19 protein-coding genes and 1 pseudogene are annotated in these 20,392 nt (G+C 67.6%); 9 read left to right on the plus strand and 11 right to left on the minus strand.

What is annotated here, in order from left to right; all coding sequences use genetic code 11:
• Positions 1-22 precede the first annotated feature (22 nt).
• Positions 23-1,444 (plus strand): annotated as a pseudogene (gene cydC, locus ABN034_RS13690) (thiol reductant ABC exporter subunit CydC); the annotation flags it as partial.
• 229 nt (positions 1,445-1,673) lie between these two features.
• Here the strand turns inward: cydC and ABN034_RS13695 are convergent.
• A complete protein-coding gene (locus ABN034_RS13695; protein ID WP_349691370.1) occupies positions 1,674-1,973 on the minus strand; it encodes a hypothetical protein in 300 nt (99 codons plus the stop codon).
• Between the two features lie 6 nt (positions 1,974-1,979).
• The gene (gene ctaD / locus ABN034_RS13700) at positions 1,980-3,653 is read right to left on the minus strand and encodes an aa3-type cytochrome oxidase subunit I (protein WP_349691510.1); all 1,674 of its coding nucleotides are present in this window, start codon (positions 3,651-3,653) and stop codon (positions 1,980-1,982) included.
• A gap of 283 nt (positions 3,654-3,936) precedes the next feature.
• Between ctaD and ABN034_RS13705 the strand changes: the two genes are divergently transcribed.
• The 3 genes from ABN034_RS13705 to ABN034_RS13715 all read left to right on the plus strand — a co-directional run bounded on the left by ABN034_RS13705 (position 3,937) and on the right by ABN034_RS13715 (position 6,037).
• Positions 3,937-4,257, plus strand: a complete 321-nt coding sequence (locus ABN034_RS13705; RefSeq protein ID WP_349691371.1) for a DUF5302 domain-containing protein — start codon at positions 3,937-3,939, stop codon at positions 4,255-4,257.
• Between the two features lie 28 nt (positions 4,258-4,285).
• On the plus strand, positions 4,286-4,741 hold the full coding sequence (locus tag ABN034_RS13710) for an SRPBCC family protein (RefSeq protein ID WP_349691372.1): 456 nt from the start codon (positions 4,286-4,288) through the stop codon (positions 4,739-4,741).
• Positions 4,742-5,116: 375 nt separating this feature from the next.
• Positions 5,117-6,037 carry a glycosyltransferase family 2 protein gene (locus tag ABN034_RS13715; RefSeq protein ID WP_349691373.1) on the plus strand — a complete coding sequence of 307 codons (921 nt, stop codon included), beginning with the start codon at positions 5,117-5,119 and terminating at the stop codon, positions 6,035-6,037.
• A 21-nt stretch (positions 6,038-6,058) separates the two neighbouring features.
• Here ABN034_RS13715 and ABN034_RS13720 read toward each other — a convergent pair whose 3' ends face one another.
• The 3 genes from ABN034_RS13720 to ABN034_RS13730 all read right to left on the minus strand — a co-directional run bounded on the left by ABN034_RS13720 (position 6,059) and on the right by ABN034_RS13730 (position 9,368).
• Positions 6,059-7,183 (minus strand): Gfo/Idh/MocA family protein, encoded by a 1,125-nt coding sequence (locus ABN034_RS13720; RefSeq protein WP_349691374.1) that lies wholly within the window; start codon positions 7,181-7,183, stop codon positions 6,059-6,061.
• Between the two features lie 47 nt (positions 7,184-7,230).
• The gene (locus ABN034_RS13725; RefSeq protein ID WP_349691375.1) at positions 7,231-8,391 is read right to left on the minus strand and encodes a mandelate racemase/muconate lactonizing enzyme family protein; all 1,161 of its coding nucleotides are present in this window, start codon (positions 8,389-8,391) and stop codon (positions 7,231-7,233) included.
• Positions 8,392-8,741: 350 nt separating this feature from the next.
• Positions 8,742-9,368: a P-loop nucleotide/nucleoside kinase family protein gene (locus ABN034_RS13730; protein ID WP_349691376.1), complete on the minus strand. Its 627-nt coding sequence runs from the start codon at positions 9,366-9,368 to the stop codon at positions 8,742-8,744.
• 173 nt (positions 9,369-9,541) lie between these two features.
• Between ABN034_RS13730 and ABN034_RS13735 the strand changes: the two genes are divergently transcribed.
• On the plus strand, positions 9,542-9,934 hold the full coding sequence (locus tag ABN034_RS13735) for a hypothetical protein (protein ID WP_349329964.1): 393 nt from the start codon (positions 9,542-9,544) through the stop codon (positions 9,932-9,934).
• Positions 9,935-10,066: 132 nt separating this feature from the next.
• Here ABN034_RS13735 and ABN034_RS13740 read toward each other — a convergent pair whose 3' ends face one another.
• Positions 10,067-11,521, minus strand: a complete 1,455-nt coding sequence (locus ABN034_RS13740; RefSeq protein WP_349691377.1) for an HNH endonuclease signature motif containing protein — start codon at positions 11,519-11,521, stop codon at positions 10,067-10,069.
• Between the two features lie 484 nt (positions 11,522-12,005).
• Between ABN034_RS13740 and ABN034_RS13745 the strand changes: the two genes are divergently transcribed.
• Positions 12,006-13,040 carry a ribonuclease H family protein gene (locus ABN034_RS13745; RefSeq protein WP_349691378.1) on the plus strand — a complete coding sequence of 345 codons (1,035 nt, stop codon included), beginning with the start codon at positions 12,006-12,008 and terminating at the stop codon, positions 13,038-13,040.
• A gap of 61 nt (positions 13,041-13,101) precedes the next feature.
• Here ABN034_RS13745 and ABN034_RS13750 read toward each other — a convergent pair whose 3' ends face one another.
• Complete coding sequence (locus tag ABN034_RS13750; RefSeq protein ID WP_349691379.1) at positions 13,102-14,208, minus strand: zinc-dependent alcohol dehydrogenase; 1,107 nt, start codon at positions 14,206-14,208, stop codon at positions 13,102-13,104.
• A 907-nt stretch (positions 14,209-15,115) separates the two neighbouring features.
• Here ABN034_RS13750 and ABN034_RS13755 point away from each other — a divergent pair.
• Entirely contained in the window at positions 15,116-15,484 is a 369-nt protein-coding gene (locus ABN034_RS13755) for a hypothetical protein (protein WP_349691380.1), read from the plus strand.
• A 94-nt stretch (positions 15,485-15,578) separates the two neighbouring features.
• Here ABN034_RS13755 and ABN034_RS13760 read toward each other — a convergent pair whose 3' ends face one another.
• Complete coding sequence (locus tag ABN034_RS13760; RefSeq protein WP_349691381.1) at positions 15,579-15,815, minus strand: hypothetical protein; 237 nt, start codon at positions 15,813-15,815, stop codon at positions 15,579-15,581.
• A 261-nt stretch (positions 15,816-16,076) separates the two neighbouring features.
• Between ABN034_RS13760 and ABN034_RS13765 the strand changes: the two genes are divergently transcribed.
• Positions 16,077-16,589, plus strand: coding sequence for a DUF1707 SHOCT-like domain-containing protein (locus ABN034_RS13765; protein ID WP_349691511.1), 513 nt, complete (start codon positions 16,077-16,079; stop codon positions 16,587-16,589).
• Between the two features lie 139 nt (positions 16,590-16,728).
• A complete protein-coding gene (locus tag ABN034_RS13770) occupies positions 16,729-17,721 on the plus strand; it encodes a phosphotransferase enzyme family protein (RefSeq protein ID WP_349691382.1) in 993 nt (330 codons plus the stop codon).
• 39 nt (positions 17,722-17,760) lie between these two features.
• Here ABN034_RS13770 and ABN034_RS13775 read toward each other — a convergent pair whose 3' ends face one another.
• The 3 genes from ABN034_RS13775 to ABN034_RS13785 form a co-directional block, all read right to left on the minus strand.
• Positions 17,761-18,540: a phytanoyl-CoA dioxygenase family protein gene (locus ABN034_RS13775; protein ID WP_349691383.1), complete on the minus strand. Its 780-nt coding sequence runs from the start codon at positions 18,538-18,540 to the stop codon at positions 17,761-17,763.
• Positions 18,541-18,691: 151 nt separating this feature from the next.
• Positions 18,692-19,303, minus strand: coding sequence for a hypothetical protein (locus ABN034_RS13780; protein WP_349691384.1), 612 nt, complete (start codon positions 19,301-19,303; stop codon positions 18,692-18,694).
• 488 nt (positions 19,304-19,791) lie between these two features.
• Entirely contained in the window at positions 19,792-20,391 is a 600-nt protein-coding gene (locus ABN034_RS13785) for an ATP/GTP-binding protein (RefSeq protein WP_349691385.1), read from the minus strand.
• Position 20,392 lies beyond the last annotated feature (1 nt).

Consider the following 20,392-nt stretch of genomic DNA (forward strand, 5'->3'; position numbering starts at 1 on the left):
GTCCGCGCGGCTCGATGCCGTCCAGGACCTGCTGGTTCGCGGCCTGCTGCCGATCGGCGTGGCCGTGATCAGTGGTACGGCAGCCGCGGTCGGGCTCGGTTACGTCCTTCCCGCCGGCGGTGCGGTCCTTGCTGCCGGCCTCCTCCTCGCCGGTGTCGTCACGCCACTGGTGGCGCTCAGGGCCGCGAAGGTCGCCGACCGGCGGGTGGCGCCGGCGCGGGGAACGCTCACCGGTTCGGTCGTCGAACTCCTCAGCGGGCTGGCCGACCTGACCGCCCACAGTGCCGCTCATCGCTGGCTCGAACGCCTCGACGCCGAAGACACCGAGCTCACCCTGCGGGCGAAGCGGACGGCGGCGTCGGCCAGCGCGGCTGCCGCCATGACGACGGCGGCGGCCGGCCTGACGGTGCTCGGCGAGCTGGTGGTGGGCATCCCCGCGGTCCGGTCCGGCGAGGTGTCCGGCGTCCTCCTTCCCGTGCTGGCGCTGACCGCGCTCGCGGCGTTCGAGGTGGCGACTCCGTTGCCGATGGCGTTCCACCAGCTCGCCCGCGGACTACGGGCGGTCGACCGGCTCCGCGCCCTCGCCGACCTGCCGAGGCCGTCGACGGATGACGGCCACCTGCCGGCGCCCGTCGGATCGTTGGCGCTCGAGATCCGTGACCTGGCAGTGCGGTGGCCGGGGGCGGCAGCGCCCACGCTGTACGAGGTCGACCTGATGCTCGAACCAGGCAGACGCGTGGCGATCGTCGGCGAGAGCGGCGCCGGTAAGAGCACGCTCGTCACGGCGATCCTGGGGTTCCTGCCACCAGAGACGGGGAGCATCCAGGTCGTCGGCGCCGGTGGCGAAAGCGTCGATCTGGCGGCGCTTGACGACGGGGCACGTCGAAACGCGATCGCCGCGTGCGCGCAGGACGCGCATCTGTTCGACGCGACGATCCGCAACAACCTGCTGCTCGGCCGTCCTGACGCGACCGAGGAGCAGCTGTCGGAGGCGTTGGAGCGGGCCCGGATGTGGCGGTGGGTCGGTCGGCTTCCCCTGGGCCTCGACACCCCGGTGGGTGAACGGGGCGTACGACTCTCCGGCGGAGAACGCCAGCGCCTCGCCCTCGCGCGGACGCTCCTCGCCGATCCGGCCATCCTGTTGCTGGACGAGCCCACCGCCCACGTCGACGACGCCACGGCGTCCGCCCTGATGCGGGATCTGCTGGTGGCCACGCAGGGACGGACGACTCTGCTGGTCACGCACCGGCTGGCCGGGCTCAGCGTGGTGGACGAGATCATCGTGCTGGCGGGCGGACGGGTGGTCCAGCGAGGAGCCCCGACCGATCTGATCCATGCCAGCGGGCCCTACCGGCGCATGTGGCTGCGCTCGGCCGCCAAGGACGCGCCCAACGAACACGCGGCGACGATGCAGATCTCGCTTCCTCCGCGCATCCGGTCCTGACCTCTCATCCGAGTCATCCGATCCCAGCCGTGATACCGGGCCCCGGCCCCGCGCCAGGGCTACCGGGTGGCTGCGGAATGATCGGACAGACATGAATATTCCCCACGATGCACGGTGGGTCCACCGTGCATCGTGGGGAATCTACGCGTGTTGCTGGCGGGTCCGGCCGTTCGATCGCGGGGTTCGGTTCGCTCCGCGTCGGATCGATGTCCGTACGCACTCACCAGCGTCAGCTGGTGAGGTACATCTCGAAGGCTTCCCTCGCCAGCTGCGACACGGTCTTGCCGTCTCTGGCCGCGCGCTCCTCCGCCTGCGCGCGCAACGACGGCGGCGCCCGGAACGTCACCTGCGGCGACCTGCCCTGTCCCCCCAAGGACGGACGTCCCCGTCCGGCCTTCACGACGTTCGCTTGCCCGTCGGCATCGGCGCGCTGGCCCGGGATACAGGCGGCCGAACCGTCCGCGGCAGCGGCACCCTGCGGCGCGGATTCGACGTCAGGCGACACATCGAGCGTGTAGTTCTGCTCCATCGGTTGCTACTCCTCTTCCCTCTTCGAAAGGCCCCAGGAGTTGCCAGCATCTTGTTCTGGTGTGCTCCTACCGTTGTATTGCTCCAATTCGAGTCGCGTAATCTCCGGGTGATGAACTTCGAATGCGGGGCTATCTGACCGGATGCGCGGCATCGACGTGAAGTTGTGCCGTGGCGGCGGACATGACGTCGCCCACTCGAGCGAGCGCCCCCAGCCCCACGGGTCGTCGACTCCCACCAGCGGGTTCCGCCGGGAGAGGACGACGTTGAGCAGGAAGGGCAGAGTCGACATGCCGAGCAGGAACGCACCCACCGACGAGATGATGTTGAGCGTCGTGAAACCGTCCCCCGGCAGGTAGTCGACGTACCTTCTCGGCATTCCCTCCGCGCCCAGCCAGTGCTGGACCAGGAATGTCGTGTGAAAGCCAACGAACAATGTCCAGAAATGCACCTTGCCGAGCGTTTCGTCGAGCATCCGGCCGGTCATCTTGGGCCACCAGAAGTAGAAGCCCGCGAACATCGCGAACACGACAGTGCCAAACACGACATAGTGGAAGTGACCGACCACGAAGTAGGTGTCGGTGACATGGAAGTCCATCGGCGGCGACGCAAGGATCACTCCGGTCATCCCGCCGAAAAGGAACGTCACCAGGAACCCGACCGACCAGAGCATGGGTGTCTCGAAGGTGATCGATCCACGCCACATCGTGCCGATCCAGTTGAAGAACTTGATTCCGGTCGGAACGGCGATGAGGAAGCTCAACAGCGAGAAGAACGGCAGGTAGACGCTGCCCGTGGCGAACATGTGATGTGCCCACACGGTCATCGACAGCAACGCGATGGCGATCGTCGCCGCGACCATGCCGGAGTACCCGAAGAGGGGTTTGCGACTGAACACCGGAATCACTTCGGTGACGATGCCGAAGAACGGCAACGCGATGATGTAGACCTCGGGATGGCCGAAGAACCAGAACAGGTGCTGCCACAGGATCGGCCCGCCGGTCGCGGCATCGTAGATGTGAGCGCCGAGTCGCCGGTCAGCCTCGAGTTCGAGCAGCGCTCCAGCGAGGATCGGGAACGCCATGATGACCATCACGCTGGTGATCAACGTGTTCCAGGTGAAGATCGGCATCCGGAACATCGTCATGCCGGGCGCACGCAGGCACATGATCGTCGTGATGAAGTTGACGCCACCAAGGATCGTGCCGAGCCCGGCGAGATAGAGACCCATCACCCACAGGTCCGCGCCGATGGTCGGCGAATGGACGACGTTGTTGAGGGTGGCGTAGCCGGTCCACCCGAAACTCGCTGCGCCGTTCGGGGTGATGAATCCTGCCAGGACGATCAGCCCACCGAACAGGAACATCCAGTAACTGAGCATGTTCAGTCGCGGGAACGCCACATCGGGTGCGCCGATCTGCAGCGGCATGATGACGTTGGCGAACCCGACGAACAGCGGTGTGGCGAACAGCAACAGCATGATCGTGCCGTGCATGGTGAAGAGCTGGTTGTAGATCTCCGGGCCCTTGACCGTGCCGAGAACCTGCATACCGGGCACCGCGAGCTCTGCCCGCATCAACATCGCCATCAGGCCGGCGACGAGAAAGAACGAGAACGACGTCGCGAGATAGAGCTTTCCGATGACCTTGTGGTCGGTGGAGGTGATCCAGCTGACGACGATCGCGCCAAACGAACGTCCCGAAGGCGTTACTGGCGCCTCGTGCGCTGGCGATCGAACTGTCGCCACCGAAGATCCCCCGCCCTTCGATTACGGGGGAATGCTTGCCCGCAGGGCAAAAAACCAAACGCGGGTGAAGTAACGATTTCCAGTGTGCCCCGAGAAGCCGGCCGCGAAGGTGACCGAGCGGGTTCAGTCCCCCTGGCGTAGGCACGGCCCGGGGGCTCGGGCACGCGGTCGGGGTATCGGGTTCGCATCCCGGGCCGAAGCATGCCAGGCTGTACGTATGGCCGGCCAAGATCAGAAGCGTGGCAGCGCCTCCAAGGCAGCTGCGCAGGCGCCCAAAGACTCCGCAGCCCCGGAGCCAGCCGCCGAGTCCGATCCCGACTCCGCGGCGGAGGCTTCGGCTGCTGGCGCGGGCGACGCGGGGTCCGCGGACCCGAGCGACGACGTACGCCGCAAGTTCCGCGAGAGCCTGCAGCGCAAGCAGAAGCAGCAGGGCGAACACCGCTCCGCCGACGGCACCGGCAAGGGCGGCTCGAAGGTGCACGACGGTTTCGGTCCGACGACCGGGCGCCGCTCGTTCCGCCGCAAGAGCGGCAGCTGAGCCAGACGACTCATGTACCATTTGGTACATGAGTCGTCGTCATGAGATCGACGTTCGCGCGCACTCCACCGCCCCGCCCGCCGTGGTCTACGCACTCCTCACCGACGGTGCGAGTTGGCCACACTGGTCACCCATGGTGACGTTCGGACTGGAACGGCCCGGCGACGGCGGCGGCGAGGAGGTGGGCGCCATCCGGGTCTTCCGCAGCAGGTGGGCAGTTTCGCGGGAACGAGTCGTGGAACTACGGCCCGATCGCCGGCTTTCCTACACCCTGCTGAGCGGGATACCGGTCCGCGACTACCGCGCGGATGTCGATCTCGAACCGAGCGACGACGGTACGACCATTCGTTGGCATTCGACTTTCGCTGCCAAGGTGCCGGGAACCGGCTGGTTCTATCGCCGGATCCTCGGCGGCTTTGTCAGGGCATGCGCCCAGGGCCTGGCCGATCACTCCGGCGCCCTGCACAAATCAGCATCGGCGTAGATCGGTCCGCGAGATCACCAACGCGGTCCGGGGTGGACCACTACGCACGAGAAATCGGGAAGATTGGCGGGACCTGCGACGGGGAAACAGCCTCTACGCGGGGGTGTGGAGCTACCCATCGCTGCGCACCTCCGCGCAGCCCCTTCTTTCGTTCACGACGTTGTCAATCCGTCGTTGACAGCCCGTCCTCGAGCCCCATCAAAACGGGCCAGATCGCGCACCTCCACAGGCACTCGTGTCCGCGCGACGGAGAAGCTAACGATTCAGCTCTCATGCCGGAATGGCCCAGCGGGTTCTCCTATGGGTTCGTTACGATCCGTTGCTGGGTATTTCACCCGCATGTCATTGTTGTCGGCTTGCGCCGGCGGGGGGATCGTGAGGACATCCGGCCAGCTTCAGACCGCGCGGACGGCGGGCGCCGCCACGGCAGTCCGGCTCGGCGTGGTCATTCTCACGCTCGGCGACCGGCCCGCCGAACTCGCTGCCCTGTTGCGTTCTGTCGCAGCGCAGGCCGGACCACCGATGCGGATCGTCGTCATCGGCAATGGCACTGTCCTCCCCGCCCTTCCCGCCGGCGTCGAGGGCATCGACCTCCCACGAAACCTGGGCGTGTCGGGTGGACGCAACGCCGCGCTGTCGGCGCTGCGGTCCCGTGGCGGTGTCGACGTCGTGATGTACCTCGACGACGACGGGCTGCTGCCCGATCCGACCTCGGCCTCCCGGGTGCGTACCGCGTTCGCCACCGATCCGAGCCTCGGCATCGTCAGCTTCCGCATCGCTGACGAACAAGGCGTCACGCAGCGGCGCCACATTCCCCGCCTGCGAGCCAACGATCCGTTCCGGGCCTCCCAGGTCACGACCTTCCTCGGCGGGGGCGCCGCCGTACGCATGGCCGTGCTCGACCAGATCGGTGACTGGCCGACCGAGTACTTCTACGCCCACGAGGAGACCGACCTCGCCTGGCGCGCACTCGATGCCGGGTGGCGGATCGAGTACCGACCTGACATCGAGCTCCGACATCCGCGTACGCACCCGAGCCGACACGCGGTCTACTACCGGTTCAACGCCCGCAACCGGGTCTGGCTCGCCCGCCGCCACCTGCCGGCGATCCTGGTGCCGATCTACCTCAGCATGTGGATCGTGATCACGGTCATCCGCCGCCCGCCGCTCGCCGGCCTGCGTGCCTGGTGGGGTGGGTTCGCCGAGGGATGGACGTCGCGCTGTGGCCGGCGCCGGCCGATCCGCTGGCGCACGGTGTGGCACATGACCAGGCTCGGCCGACCTCCGATCGTGTGACCAGCGTTCTTCCTACGAACCTCAGAACGTCGTCGTCAGCTCGCAGGCCTGGCCCGTCTCGGCGGACCGGTATGCCGAGGAAATGATGTCGATGACGTGCCGGGCATGCTCGGCCGAGACCGGAGACGGCCGATCGTCGCGCACCCAGTCGACGAGCTGCATGATGTCCTCGAAGACATGCGCCTCGTCGAGGTCGCGATGCGGACCCACCACGTGCGGAAGCACCCACTGCCGGCCGATCCATTCCGCCGAGGCCTGGTCGACGATCTCCTTGCCGGGGAACTCCAGCGCCTCGCCGTTGTGCTCCATACCGATGATCGAGCCCTCGGTACCAAAAAAGCTGCCGTAGAAGCCCTTGTTGATCGAACCGGCCGCCGTGCCGTAGGCCATCGCGAACAGTCCGTCGCCGAAGTCGAGCAGCATCACGGTGTTGTCGTGGGCGTCGCACTGGACCGCCCTGCCCTGGAACATCCGCTCCGGAATCCGGGTGGCCGACATCGCGGTGATCCGACGCGCCGCCCCGAGGACGGACGTCAGCGCGTGCAGGGAGTACACGGTCATGTCATAGAGCGGGCCACCTCCTGGCCGGCGGAAGTACCACGACGGATCGATCGTCGAGGCACCACTGGGTTTGGTGCGCTCAGGCTCCTGTTCATGGTAGGTGCCGAAAGCGGCACCGCACGTCGCCCAGCACAGGGTCCCGATCGCGCCGCCGGCGATCAGTTCCCGCACGTGGGCATGCTGTGGCCGGAGGATCTCTCCGGGCGATGCGACGATCCTCAGACCGCCGACGTGGGCGCGGTCGATGAGGTCGGTCGCCTCGGCCACGGTCGTCGTCAAGGACTTGTTGACGTGGAGGTGCTTGCCCGCGTCGAGCGCGTCCCGACACTGCTCGTAGTGCAGCCCGATAGGTGAGGCAATGGTCAGCGCGTCGACCTCGCCGCGTTCGAGGAGATCGGAATAGTCGGTGAACGCCTGGGGAATCCCGAACCGGGCGGCCACCTCGGCTGCCCGGCCTTCGGCCGGGTCACAGACGGCCTGGACACGTACTCGGTCCTGCACGTCGTCCTGGCTGAGGTGGGGCAGAATCCCTCGCTGGGCAAGGGTTCCCGCGCCGACCACGCCGATGCGTACCGGATCTGTCAACGCTCCTCCAAGTGATGCGACGCACGTGACGCTCCGCCGCCAACGGCCTACCAGTTCGTGAACGAACCGTCGGCCCGCCGCAGCAACGGCAGTTTGGCGCTGCCGCGGAACTCCCGCGCCCGCGCCGCCTCCCGGTCGAACTCCACGCCAAGACCCGGTGCGTCACGAGGAAACAGTGAACCACGCCTGAGCTCGAACGCCTGGACGGGGAAGATCTCGGTGTCGATGCCGGGTGGGTACGCCTGCTCCTGGATACCGAACGGCGTGATCGCGAGGTTGAAGTGCAGGCAGGCGGCGGTGCTCACCACGCCCAACGGATTGTGGACCGCAGTGCGGATTCCGTGCGTCTCGCAGTTCGCGGCGACTTTCACCGCCTCGGTGAGGCCACCGACGATGCACAGATCGATCCGGGCGTAGTCGATCAGGTCCTCTTCGATCAGCGGCCGGAACGCGACCTTCGAATCCAGCTGTTCGCCCGCGGCGAGGGGCACCCTGGTCGAACGCCTCAACTGCCGGTAACCCTCGACGTACTCCGACCTCAACGGGTCCTCGACGAAGAACGGGTGCAGTTCGGTGACGGCGTCGCAGAAGTACTGTGCCTCGGGAAGTCCCAACCTGGTATGGATGTCGATCAACAGTTCGATGTCCGGCCCGAACTCCTCCCGCAGGGCACGGGTGAATTCCACCGCCTGACGCGCAGAACGCCGTGGTTCGAGTATTCCGTTCTCGTCATTGGGGCTGTAGCGCAGGTGTTTCCAGCCGGCATCGACAGCCGCGCGCGCCGGGGACAACCGGTCACTCGCATCGCCGAGCCCGCTGTCACCGCCACGAGTGGCCCGCAGGTGGGTGTAGCAGGGTACGGAGTCGCGGACCCGGCCCCCGAGGAGGTTGTAGACCGGCTGGTCGAGCGCCTTGCCTTTGATGTCCCACAACGCGATGTCGACCGCGGACAGCGCTGCCGCGATGGCGCCGCGCGCTGGAAAGAACCGCCCACGTGACATGACCTGCCACAAATGCTCGATCCGGAACGGATCCTGTCCGACGATCAGGTCCCGGAAGGCTACGCAGGCCGCGGCCTCCGCCGCCTCGTGGCCCGACACGCCAGCCTCGCCGACGCCGTAGATCCCCTCGTCGGTGTCGACGACGACGATCAGGGACGACCGGCGCTCTCCCGCGATCGGATATGCCGACACGTCGGTGATCTTCACGAGCCTGCTCCTCTCACCGTACCCGCCTGGCTGCAGGCACACCGAGCCGACGCGCGAGACGACAGCGGCAGCCGGTTCCCCTTACCTCATTCGATTTTTCAACGTATCCGACCCGGCGGTCGCCCAGCCAGCGAGCGGCAACACCTGGCCATCGCCGCGTCCGGACAGAAACTCTCGTCGGCGGCCGGGTGGGTCGGGGCTTCGCCCACTGCCCTTCGACCGGCCTGCGGCACGCGGGAGCCAACACATGGCACCGGCGTGGCGGGACCGCAAACGCCAGGCTGTTGGACGATTCCGCCGCAGAGTTGACGACCACGCCGCTGACAAGCGCCGTGGTCATGCCGGCGAGGCTACCCTTCGCCCGCCGCGGGTTCACCGAGAACGCGCGTGAGATAGTCCGCGGCGAGCGCGAGGCATCGGTCAAGATCCTTACCGGTGTCGACCTGAAGCCATGGCCCTGGTGGATATCTCGTCCGCAGGGCTCCTTCGCCCTGGTCGCGGACCTGCGCGGCCAGGGTGCTGTCCGTCGGTGCGTCGGGTGAGGAGACACCCAGGTCCACCAGCTGGCTCCGCCGGCGCGTGCGTGATCGCAGCCGGCGCCGCAGCTCGTCTGTGTCAGGGAGTACGCATTCGACGAAACAGTAGACGGCCGACTGGCGTTTCGCGATGGCCATGCCCTCGGTCACGATGCGCTCGAACCGGCACGGGCTGTCGATGATGACGCTGATCCCCTGACAGAGCAGGGATTCCGCGAGTGACCAGGTGCCTTCGTACCCGATCCTGCCGGCGTCGTGCCAGGCGAGCCCGATATCCAACGCCGTCGACTTGAGTACGTCGATGTCGAGCGTGACCGCGCCGAATGTGCGGGCCAGCGGTCCAGCGATGGTGCTCTTGCCGGTACCGCTCTTGCCCGCCATCTGCAGGAGGAACCGCGACGCCTTCTGGGTGGGCGGCGACTGCGACGGCGGCACTGGCATTGGTACTCGACCTCCACATGGCGCAAGAGACAACGCGCCACGGGACCCATCATGGCCCCGCTTGGACTTCGGATGCCAACAGCGGTCAGCCTTATGGCGGCCAGGCCGTTCCGAGGTTATCGTCCGCGCACCAGGTACCTGTCGGTCGAGACCCGCCCGACGAGGAGGTCGCGATGGCCGGAGAAACCACGTCGACGTCCACATCCGATGCGACAGTCCTGAATCCCCTGCCCGATCCCGCTCCGGGCGGACGCGGCTACCTGTGGGCGGCGGGCCTGGTCGGCGTTGTCCTTGCCGGAGTCCTGGGCCTGGTGGCGTGGGGATTCTTCTCGGTCCCTGGAACCGACCCGGTCCGCGCCGGTGGCTGGTATTTCGCGATCTCCCTCCTGATCATCGTCCCGGCCGCGGTCGTCGTCCTCGTGCTGAGCTGGGGTGTCATCGTCCTCATCCGGCGGATGGGAGCGCGCGGCTGGCCGGGACCCGTGCAGGCCACGCCCGCGGTCGCGCTGGTGCTCTGGCTGGTGTTCGTACTTGCCAGGTTCCTGCTGGCCGGCCCCGAGGAGTAACCCGCGGACCGCCGCACTCGGCGTACGTCGCGGCAAGTGCCCGGAGTCCGCACGCACCTGGCCCGGTGTGCTCGGGGGGCTCGCACCGCCGTCCGTCGATCGTCCGAGCCGACTCTCAGCTGGGTCGGCTCGTCAGAACGGTGGCGGGTCGCCGTCGGCGAGGGGGTCGGGGTCGGTGAGGCGTGGTGGTTCGGTCCGGTAGGTGCGTCCGCGTGGGTCGGTGAAGGTGAAATGCCCCGGTGTCGGCTGCTGTAGCTTCCACTCGGCTCCGCTCTTGACGGCGTGGTGGCGTGGGCACATGGTTCCGCTGTTGTCGATGGAAGTCTCGCCGCCGTCGGCATGGTCGGTGGTGTGATCGAGCTGGCACGTGTTCGCCGGACGGCGACACGTTGGCCAGACGCAGCGTTGGTTGAGGGCTTCGACCAATTCTGCGGCGAGTCCGCGGAGGAACCTGCGTGGGACAGGGTGAAGGGACAGTAATCGCCCGGTGATCGGATGCGTCACCCCCACCGTGAACAGGGCATCAGGGTTGTCCAGGTGGTTGGCCATGATCCGGCGGGCTGTTTCGAGCAGGATCGGCCCGTAGCCGCCGAGTTCGGCGGGCTGTCCCGACACGTTGAGCAGGGCGAGGAGCGGGATGGTGAGTTGGATCTTCGCCCTGGTCCGCACCAGCGGTCGCTGGAACCCCGCCGACTGCCGGTCCGCGTGGTCCCAGCCACCCGCCGGGTCGGCGTGTTCCTGCCCATCCAGCTGGCCGTCGGTGACGCCCTGGTCCCGCCCGGAACAGGCATCGCCGCCAGCTTCCTGGTCGTCGCGGCCGGCTTGGTCGCCGGCCGCTCTGCCGTCGCGGCCGGCCCAGCCGGCCGCTCTGCCGTCGCGGCCGGCTGGGCCACTCGAACCGGCTGGATCGGGACGGTACGTGGCGGGTTTGCAGTCGGGGCAAGGGCAGTACCGGTCATGATGCTCGTGGTCGCAGCCGGTGTGCGAACAGCCCGGATCGGTGTCGGTGGCGTCGCTCCCGGCGGGACTCGAACCGTCAGCGGCCGCCCGGCTGGCGTCGCCACTGCCACAGGTGGTGATGTCGGCGCGGCCGGACAGCAGGCTGGCGGCGATGTCGGCGCGAAGTTGGGGCAGGGTGCGTTCGTCGCCGGCGGACTTCATCGATCGTGCCATGGCGTCCAGGTAGGCGTACGCTTCGACCGCCTGGTCCGCAGGGATCCCGTGCAGCCGCAGGTCGGCCACCCCGTCGATCGCTGGATACACGTCGACACCACGGTTGGCCCGAGCCCGCTTGTGCCTGAGTACGGCTGCTTCCGGGTTGATCTTGAGCACTTCGGCTTCGACCCGGATTCGCAACAATCCCGCCCGCAGCCCCAACACGTCCGGGAACAGGGCGTCCTCCACCGCACGCCGCTCCTCCGCGGTTTCCAGAACGCGGATCCGTTCGGCGATCGCGCGAGCGTCGGCGAGCTCGAGCTGACCGGCAGCCAGAGCCGCACGGGTCCGGGGGATGGTTCTCAGGAGCAGGGCGAGGTCGAGGTACCAGTCGGCGTGATAGGCCGACCACCCCAACAACTGCTCCAACAAGGCCGAACCATGGGGCTCCGGCTCCGCTGATCGGTCCGCCGGACCATCGACCAGACCGGCCGGACAATAGGCGAGTGCGGCCGCATCGGCCAGACAGGCCGCCTCCAGGGAGGAGATCAGCTCCGCCGCGCGCGGATCAGCTCCTCCAACTCGTAGCCGTTACACGCATCACGATCGACCCGCGCCGACGCAGCTGCCAAGCCGGGACCGGGCACCATCTCGGTGAACCCCTACGGCAGTGGTGAGACGCGCACCCCCGTGTCGCTCATGCGTTCGGCTAAGCCCAAAATGATCATTGCAGCAACCAGTGGCCCCGCACGGGTGGAGGTCGAAATCCCTTACGCTGTTGGCGAAACCCACGTTCCGACCCCCCACACGGCACCCACTGCGCCGGCCCGCCCAACACCTCGGCGACCCGGTGGCTCATCCCACCGACATGCGTACCCGCTGATCTGTGTCGGCGGCGGTACGAGATGCTGGGTGGATGCCCACGACCGTCTACACAGATGGCGCCTGTCTGCAGAACCCGGACGGCCCGGGTGGTTGGGCATGGGCCGTGCCCGGCGGCGCACATGCGAGCGGTGCCGACCCGAAGACCACCAACCAGCGGATGGAACTCATGGCCGCGTTGTCGGCGGTACGCGCGCTGGACGGCCCGCTGACCGTTGTCAGTGACTCGCTGTACGTCGTGAACTGCTTCAACAAGCGCTGGTACGCCTCCTGGGAACGCAAGGGCTGGACGAACGCCGCCCGCCAGCCGGTCGCGAACCAGGACCTGTGGCGGCCACTGGTCGAGCTGTTCCATGCCCGCAACGGGAAGCTCACCTTCCAGTGGGTACGCGGCCACAGCGGCGATGCGATGAACGACCTCGTCGACCGGCTCGCCGCCGAGGCGGCACGTACCCAGGCGGGACGGTCGGGTTCACGCCCGCCGGCGGAGCTGGGACCGCCCGACAAGCCCGAACGCAAGCGCAGCACGGCCGCGTCCGGTAAGGCGGTCAGCGGTCTCGCCGCACCGGCCGGCTACCGGGTGGTCGTCTTCGGGCCTCGGCCACCACAACTCGGTGGGTACGACGACAATCCTGTCGCCGCCCAGGTCGGCCGCAAGCTGACCGAGATCCTCGCAGGGCTCCGTGCCGTGCATCCCGACCTCGTGGTGCTCACCGGTCTCGGTCTCGGCGCGGAGCAGCTCGGAGCGCAGGCGGCGGCGCGGGCGAGGGTGCCGTACGTCCCGGTGCTCGCGTTCCCCAACCCCGACGAGGTGTGGCCGCAGGCCCGCCGGGTGAGCTTCCGGGAGCTGATGGACGCGGCCTCGGCCAGCCTCACGTTCTCCCCGGACAAGCCGACGTCCACGCAGGTGGCGGCCCGCGTCATCGCCCGCCGCAACGACTGGCTCGTCGCCCAGGCCGACTGCGCGCTGGTCGTGTGGGATGGCACGGACCGCGCGCTGGGCACCCGGGTCAAGGCGCTCGAGAAGCGGATCCCGGACGACGTGTGGATCATCCCGCCGGAAGCCTGACCACCCTTCGGTCCCGAGATGCCTGTGAGACTGGCCGCCATGAGCACCGAGGATGGCGGGCTCATGCGGTCATGGCGACCTTGAGCCGCCCGGGAGCCGGCGTGGCGGCGAGGTCGTACGCCTTCTGCGCCTCCGTGACCGGCAGGGCGTGCGTCACGTACGCCGGCAGCGGTCGCGCGGCGAGCAGCTCGAGCGCCCGGCCGAGGTAGGGCACCCAATGATCGTGCGGCGTCGTACCCGCTGTCATCGAGAGGTTCTTGCGGAAGAACGTCCTGAACGGCACCACGTGGTCCTCGGTGTCGACCACCCCGAACGCCAGCACGTGCCCGCCGGGTGCCGCCGCGCGCACCGCGTCGGCGAGGGTCGCGGTCTGGTGGCCGACCGCCTCCACACACAGATCCACCCGGTCGTCGTCGGCGAGCCCGGCAACCCACGCGGACGCGGTGGACGCGACCGACTCGTCCAGGCCGTAGTCGGCCGCCACCTCGGTCCGGTCAACCGGGTCGACCCCGACGACGGACCGCGCCCCCCGGGCCTTCAGTACGTGGGCGAACAGCAGGCCGATCGGCCCGAGGCCGAGCACCGCGACGGTACGACCGGCGACGTCGGGTGCCCGGTCGACCGCACTGAGGACCGTGGCGAGGGGCTGGGCCGCGATCGCCTGCAGGTCAGGCAACCGGTCAGGCAACTGACCGGGCAACTGGTCAGGCACGGCGCACACCAGGAAGTCCGACGTGACGGAGTACTCCCGCAGGCCCTGTACTCCCCGCGCGACGCCCACCACACGATCGCCGGCTCGAAACCGCGCGCTCGCGCTCGCGACCACCTCCGCGACGATCTCGTGGAGCGGATAGCCCGGGCCCGGCTGGTCGTGGCCGTCCGCCGGGGCGGCGCCGGTGAACTTGGGTACGTCGCTGCCGCAGATGCCGCCGACGAGGAAGCGGAGCAGGAGGTCGCCCGGCCGCAGGTCCGCCGGGTTCGGCGGGTCGCAGTCGACGTCGCGTATCCTGCCTGGCCCGTCAAGCTGGTACGCCCACATTGCTCGACCGTAACCCACGATCGACGTCGTACGTCCGACCAGGAACGGCAGTCCCTCGAGCTTCTCCTCGCAGAGCTCGGCCAGGCGCTGCCGCGCGGGCGTTGATGTGGTGGCCGAAGTGCGCGGCAAGGAGCGCGACCCTGGTCGGCTCGTCGATTTAGCACCGGGATCCCCGGCCTGCTGATGCAACCATTCGGCTCGGAGGTGCTCGCGCGGTTGGCGGCTGCCACCAGCCCTCTGACCGACGGCTGGGAACGACTGTCGCCAGGGGCCGCCTTGGACGCTGACAAGGGCTTTCGGCTGGATCGACGACCCGCCGCGGTCGCATGACCGCGTGGAGCCACTGGACGCCCTTCGTCGCGACTTCGTCAACCACGCGTTGAATGCGGCCGGATCGCGTAACCTGCTCTATCGTCGTGCGTTACTTCACCTAGGCCGCTTGCCTGCTGCACAGAGCACCAGCACAACAATCGATGTACGCCGTGCGACCGCGAAACCACAAAGCGGAGCGTCGCGGTGAGCGACCGGGCGCAATGGTGCGTCACGCACGAACGGGGTCCCGAAGGTGGGGCCCTTTTTGCTGTTTTCCAGGGGAGGGAAACCAGTGACCACCTGGTGGATTGACCTGAGCATTCAAACCGGTCACCCGATCGTTCCACCCGAGATCTGCCAGCAGTTGCAGAAGGAGATCGGATACGGAGCGACAGTGGGGAACACCACTCCGCCCGGGGACCTCTCCGTCAGTGTCCACATGGATGCGAACAGTCTCCCGGGTGCTGTCATAGCAGCGGCCGAAACGGTCACGACGCACCTGGCACGGCACCAACTCGGCGGCCACATCACGGAGGTGGAAGCCTGTACCGAGGATGAGTTCGTACGACGTGCCAGGCTGGAGACGCAGGCCGAGGAAGCACAGCCCGCCGTCGTGCGCGCGGGACGCGGCAGGCATCGAAAGGGTCGGTAGGAAGGCGACTCCGGCAATCACAGCGTGACGGGGGGTTCGCATCGGTTCACCAATCCAACCAGGAGGAGATCCATGGGAATCGGGACAGGCATCTTCTTGATCGCTGTCGGCGCCGCTTTGACATGGGCGGTCAACATCGACCTTCCGTACGTCAGCGATGACGCGCTCGGGCTCGTCCTCGTACTCGCTGGAATCGCCTCTGTCGTCGTGTCGGTGATTCTCAAAGCGGAACGTCCGGAAGCTGGCGTGGGAACCGGAATCCTGCTCTTCGCCGTCGGCGCCGTCCTTGCCTGGGCGGTTCACGTCGACCTGCCCTACATCGAGGACTACGCGATGGGCGCGATTCTCATGGTGGCGGGCATCATCGCCGTTGTCGCGACCGTGGTGATGAGCAGGCAGCGAGGCGATGAAGGTCGGGAGGCTATGCCGGACCGCTACTGACAGGATCGGAAGCATCTCTCGCCGAGTGGGTCAGAACACTTGTCCGTGAAGACCCACGGCGCGACGCGGGATAGCCAGGCCGGGGCTTCGGCGCTCAGCCGTCGCCTCCGCCACCACCGCCACCGCCGTCGCCTCCGCCACCACCGCCGGAGTACGGGAATGACCCGTACTGCGGCCGGGGATACCGTGACTCCGAATCTCCCCTGGACTGCAGCCGCTCGCTGCCGGAGTCCCAGGTCAGCATTTCGCGCTTCCTGCGCTGGCGCATGTTGAGATAGCCCAACACAGCCAGGACGACCAGAATCCCCGCGGACACCCACAGCACGGTCATGAATCGACAGTGACAGCGGCGGCCGACTCCCGTCCAGATCCTCCGGCCCCATCTCAGCCACACGCCCACCGGCTGGGACATCCGGTGGAATCGTGCACTGCCGTACTCGTGTACGAGCGCGAAACCGCAGTCGGGGCATCGGGGAGGCACCGCGGTGAACCACCCGGTGCCTCTCCGGACCTGGCGCGACCACCGCACCGAGATACGTCCTGCAACAGGTCCACGATTCGGCGTACCATCTGGCACACTCAATTGGTGTCGATGGACGAGTTGCGTATCGGCGATGCCGAGCGTGACGACGCGCTGCGCATGCTCGCCGAGCATCTGGCAGCGGGGCGCCTCGACATCGACGAGCACAGCGAGCGCTCCTCACAGATCATCTCGGCACGCACCAGGGGTGAGATCAGGAAGTTGTTCGTCGATCTCCCCGAGCCGCATCCCCTTCTCGGCCGCTCGCCGGCCCCGGGCACCGGTCGCGGCGTCCCATCCGGCCAGCCGAGCCCGGCGGATGCCAGGCTGGCCGTTCGTTCTCGCAAAGCCGCGGCAGTGCGCACGTTCGCCGCCGGGCTGACGCCGCTCGTGTGGTGCATCTGCATCGCGGTGTTCGTGATGACTGACGTCGGCTGGTGGATGTTTCTCGTGCCGATCGCCTACTCGGCGTTACTGTCAGCCTGGGAGCAGGCGAGCGGAGGCAAGCACCCAGCCAAAAGCCCAGAAGAGAGCCACGACAAGCCCCACACCGACCCTCGAGCCGACAACCGGCCGAACGAATGACTCCCTGAGAGTCCCGCCATGGCTGTGCCCATCCACGCAACGCTCTGACCGTTGGCGGACAGCAGAACTCGGCAGGGCGTCCCGCCCGGCACGCGACCTCCACTGCGGATCGCCACCGACCTGTGGTGGACTCTCGGTCATGTCCGCGACGAAACCGCCAGAGCTGGCGATGCTGTGGGAAGCCAGCGATCCTCACGATGCTCTTCGCCAGCGCTTCGGGTTCACCGATGCGGAAGAGGCCTGCCAGTGGCTTGGCGTCGTACTGGCGAAACACTGGGGTTTCCGGGTGAACTCCTGTGAGCGTCTCGTGATCAGCGCGGGCAACGCACTGGCGTGGCTGACGACGGACACGCACCGGCTGGTCGCGAAGTGGTCGGTCGTACCCGGGCTCCATCCTCGACTGGCCGAGCTGGCCCGCCTCACCGGCTGGCTGGAAGGCTGTGGCCTTCCGGTGGCCGCGCCCCTTCCGGCCATTGACGGCAGGCGCCAGGTCGAGATCGACGGCGCGTCACTCGGTCTCCTGCCACAGGTCGACGGTGCACTCCTCGACGTCTCTGAGCCAACGCAGGTGCGGGCGGCCGGTGCCGTCCTGGCCGCGTTGCATCTCGCGCTCGCCGAGTATCCCGACGTCGACCGCCTGACGACCCTCGGTGCGCTGGAACCGCCCGCGCCGATGGTTGCGCGGATGACCCATGGAATCGAGTCCAGGAACCGCGACGATCCCGCGACCGGCGTCGACGTACTCCGGCAATTCCTGGCTGCTCGGGAATCAGACGACGTTCTGCCCACCCAACTCATCCACAATGACATCCGCTCCGCCAACGTCCTCTACGGCGGGTCCCGAGTCGCCGGTGTCCTCGACTTCGAGGAGGCCACGCTCGATCACTGCGTGGTCGACATCGCCCGAGGGGCCGTCATGCTCGGAACGCAGTACAGGAGCTGGGGGCCGGTACCGCCGGAAACCCACGCGGCGTTCGTGGCGGGATACCAGTCGGTACGCCCGCTCTCGGCCACCGAGGCAGCGTGGCTGCACCCTCTCATGCTCTTGCGCACCTTGCAGTGCGTTCCACGTGGAGCCGACCCCGCCGGCTGGGGCAGCTCCGCCAAGCACCTCGCTGCCGCCATGAGGTGACGCCCCGGCCGGTCGGCTCCAACCGGGCGTACCTACGAACTATTCGAACGGGAGTGGTTCGTAGCTGGCGCCGTAGGGGGCATCCGGTCGATCGAACTCGCCCATCAGGGCGCGGCACATCGGGGTCGTACGTTCCAGGAACGCCTCGGAGTTGGTGAACCGGTCGGCGGGCCGGACCCACGGAGGGCTGTAGACATAGTGCGCCGTATAGCGGTCGCGCTCACCGTCGTGGCGGTACGTGCGGTGCCAGACCCCGTTGTGGAACAACAGCACCGAACCGATCGGCGCGCAGATCACGTGACCGATCGGGACGTCACCCCGGTTCGTTCGGATGTCGGGCGGCAACGGCACCTGGCTGCGGTGGCTGCCCGGGATCAGCTCCATGTTGCCGGTGCCCGGCTCGGTCTGGTCGGTCAGCAGGAACGATGCCCGCAACTGGATCAGCGGTACCGGGTATCCGACCTGATTGAAGTTGTACGCACTCGACCCGTCCTGGTGCCAGCCACCCACTCCACCGTGTGCCGGCTGCATCGTGTTCCAGCTGGCCTGCAGGATGAACCGGTCGCCGAACAGGCCGCGGACCTTCGGCAGGACCGCCGGATGGTCGATCAACCGCTCGAGACACGGCTCGGTCTCGTATCCGCGCCCGATCTGCCCGAACTCCCGGTCCCGTGCGGCGTGTAGCCGCTGTGAGGCGTCGTAGCAGTCCGCGGCCTCGTCGGCGGACAGTACGTCGGGGATCACCAGGTATCCCCACGACTCGAACACAAACCGATCAAGGTCGGTGAACGGCCCTGGTGCGACCTCGGGATTCAACATGTGTGTTCGATGCTCCGTTCACTGCAGGTGTGCCGGCCGGGAGGCAAGGCCGCTCAGTCACGATCCCCCAGGCGCGACGTACGCGCCAGCGGGTCTTCCGCGAACGGCCGCGACCGGTGACGGCGTTCCACGCGTACTCAGGCTTCGAGCCCTACCTGTCTCGCAGGCGCTCGAGTTCGTCTGCCCGTCGCAGGTCCTTCGGACGTCCGACCGCTCGGCGCATGAGAACGAGATCCTCCCGGCGCAGGTAGCAGACCTCGAGGCCGTCCGCGCCGGACGCGGTCAACGCACGGCCGAGGAAGTCCCGGACCGGCAGCGCACCCCAGGGCAGAGCCGGAGTGCAGCAGTCACCGCTCGCCTGCGGCGACTCGAACTGGACCTTGGGTTGGAGGAAGGCTTCCGGCCCGAGCGCGACAGGCACTCCGTCATCGTCAAGCAGGTGGCAGCCCGCGGCGTCAAAGGCAGCCGACAGAGCTTCAGCCTGCGACGGATCCCCGTCCCACAACAGGTCGAGATCTCCGGTCAGCTCGACCGACCCGTGCAGAATCCCCGCGACCTGTCCGATCACCACGGTCCGTGCCCCGGCCCGGTTCAGTGCTCGCAGGAGGGGAAAGGGGTCGAAACCGAGCGCACTGTCGGTAGCAAAGGTGCCCAGGATCTCGTCCGCGGCGTCGTGGGTCCGTCCCGTGGCCGGCCGAGCACAGGTCAGCGCTCGGGCACGCTCCACCGCAGCACGCAGAAGCTCCAAAGGTCCATGACCCACCCAGACATCGAACACCAAGCCGACCTGCACCCGCAGGCGGGCAGCCTAGTCCTCCTGGTCGAGACCGGTCTCGTAACTCCTGACCGTGGGCTCGTCGGAGTCGACGAGAATCCAGTCCGAGCAGGAGCCCGCATCAGGACTACCGTTGATGGTCAACGAGGCCACCAAGCGACCGGTGCGTACGACGTAGACGTCGACCTGGTGGCGGCCCTGATAGACGGTGACGGTGTGCCCGCCTTCGCCGGATGGGGACCGGGGCCACGATACGGGGCGGCCTGGCTGAAGGCGCGGCGGCCGTCGCACATTCGGGAGAAGTCGGCGATGTGATCTGGGCGTTGCCCCCAAGCGCCGCAGCCGAGAACGAGCGTCGCGATGACGAACATGCATCCTGCCCGCCAAGAGCGGCGTGACCACAGCATCGGAGCACGCTAGCGGGTCACGACCCGACGCTGAGAGCGGTGCCACGTTGCCATGACGCGCATGCCGGGTCAGCTGCCTTCTCTACTGGCCTCAGGGAGTCCTGCTTGTGCGCTGGAGCTATTGCGTTGGAGTTGCTCCACGGTTTGCTGAACGAGTGCGATGCGCTGGACCAACGGGCCGGCAGGTACCTCGACGAGCTCGAACCCCAACTGGCGATAGGTGTCCTCATGCAGCCGCTCGAAGGTCAAGGAGCCCTCGAAGGTGATCCGTCTGGCTGCTGTCGGCTGGATGCTGCCCTGGTTCCGGACGAAGAAGACGGTTGCTGAATAGACGGCGTGTTGAACAATCCGGTCGATCTCAGCAGCCAGACGGGGCGATGTCGGGAACCGTAGGTAACGGCTCAATGCCAGGGTGCAGATGGGTGAGCGGTCAAAGTAGATGACGTCCGCGTCCGCGGCTCGCGCACGGCTCTCCCGCTGGCGTTGCAGGTCAACGATCGCATCGATGAAGCTTGGGTCCTTCGATGGTTCGTCGTCGCCGAGTGACTGCCGTAGGGCTATGACGTCCGTTGCCGCTTCTTCGACTACGGCCTGTCCGTTGGCCTCCAGCCCGCGCAGTAGCGCTGTTTTTCCTGCGCCCGGCGTGCCAGTGAGGATGTATCTGGGCATG

The organism is Actinopolymorpha sp. B11F2 (assembly GCF_040195635.1).
Taxonomy (GTDB): domain Bacteria; phylum Actinomycetota; class Actinomycetes; order Propionibacteriales; family Actinopolymorphaceae; genus Thermasporomyces.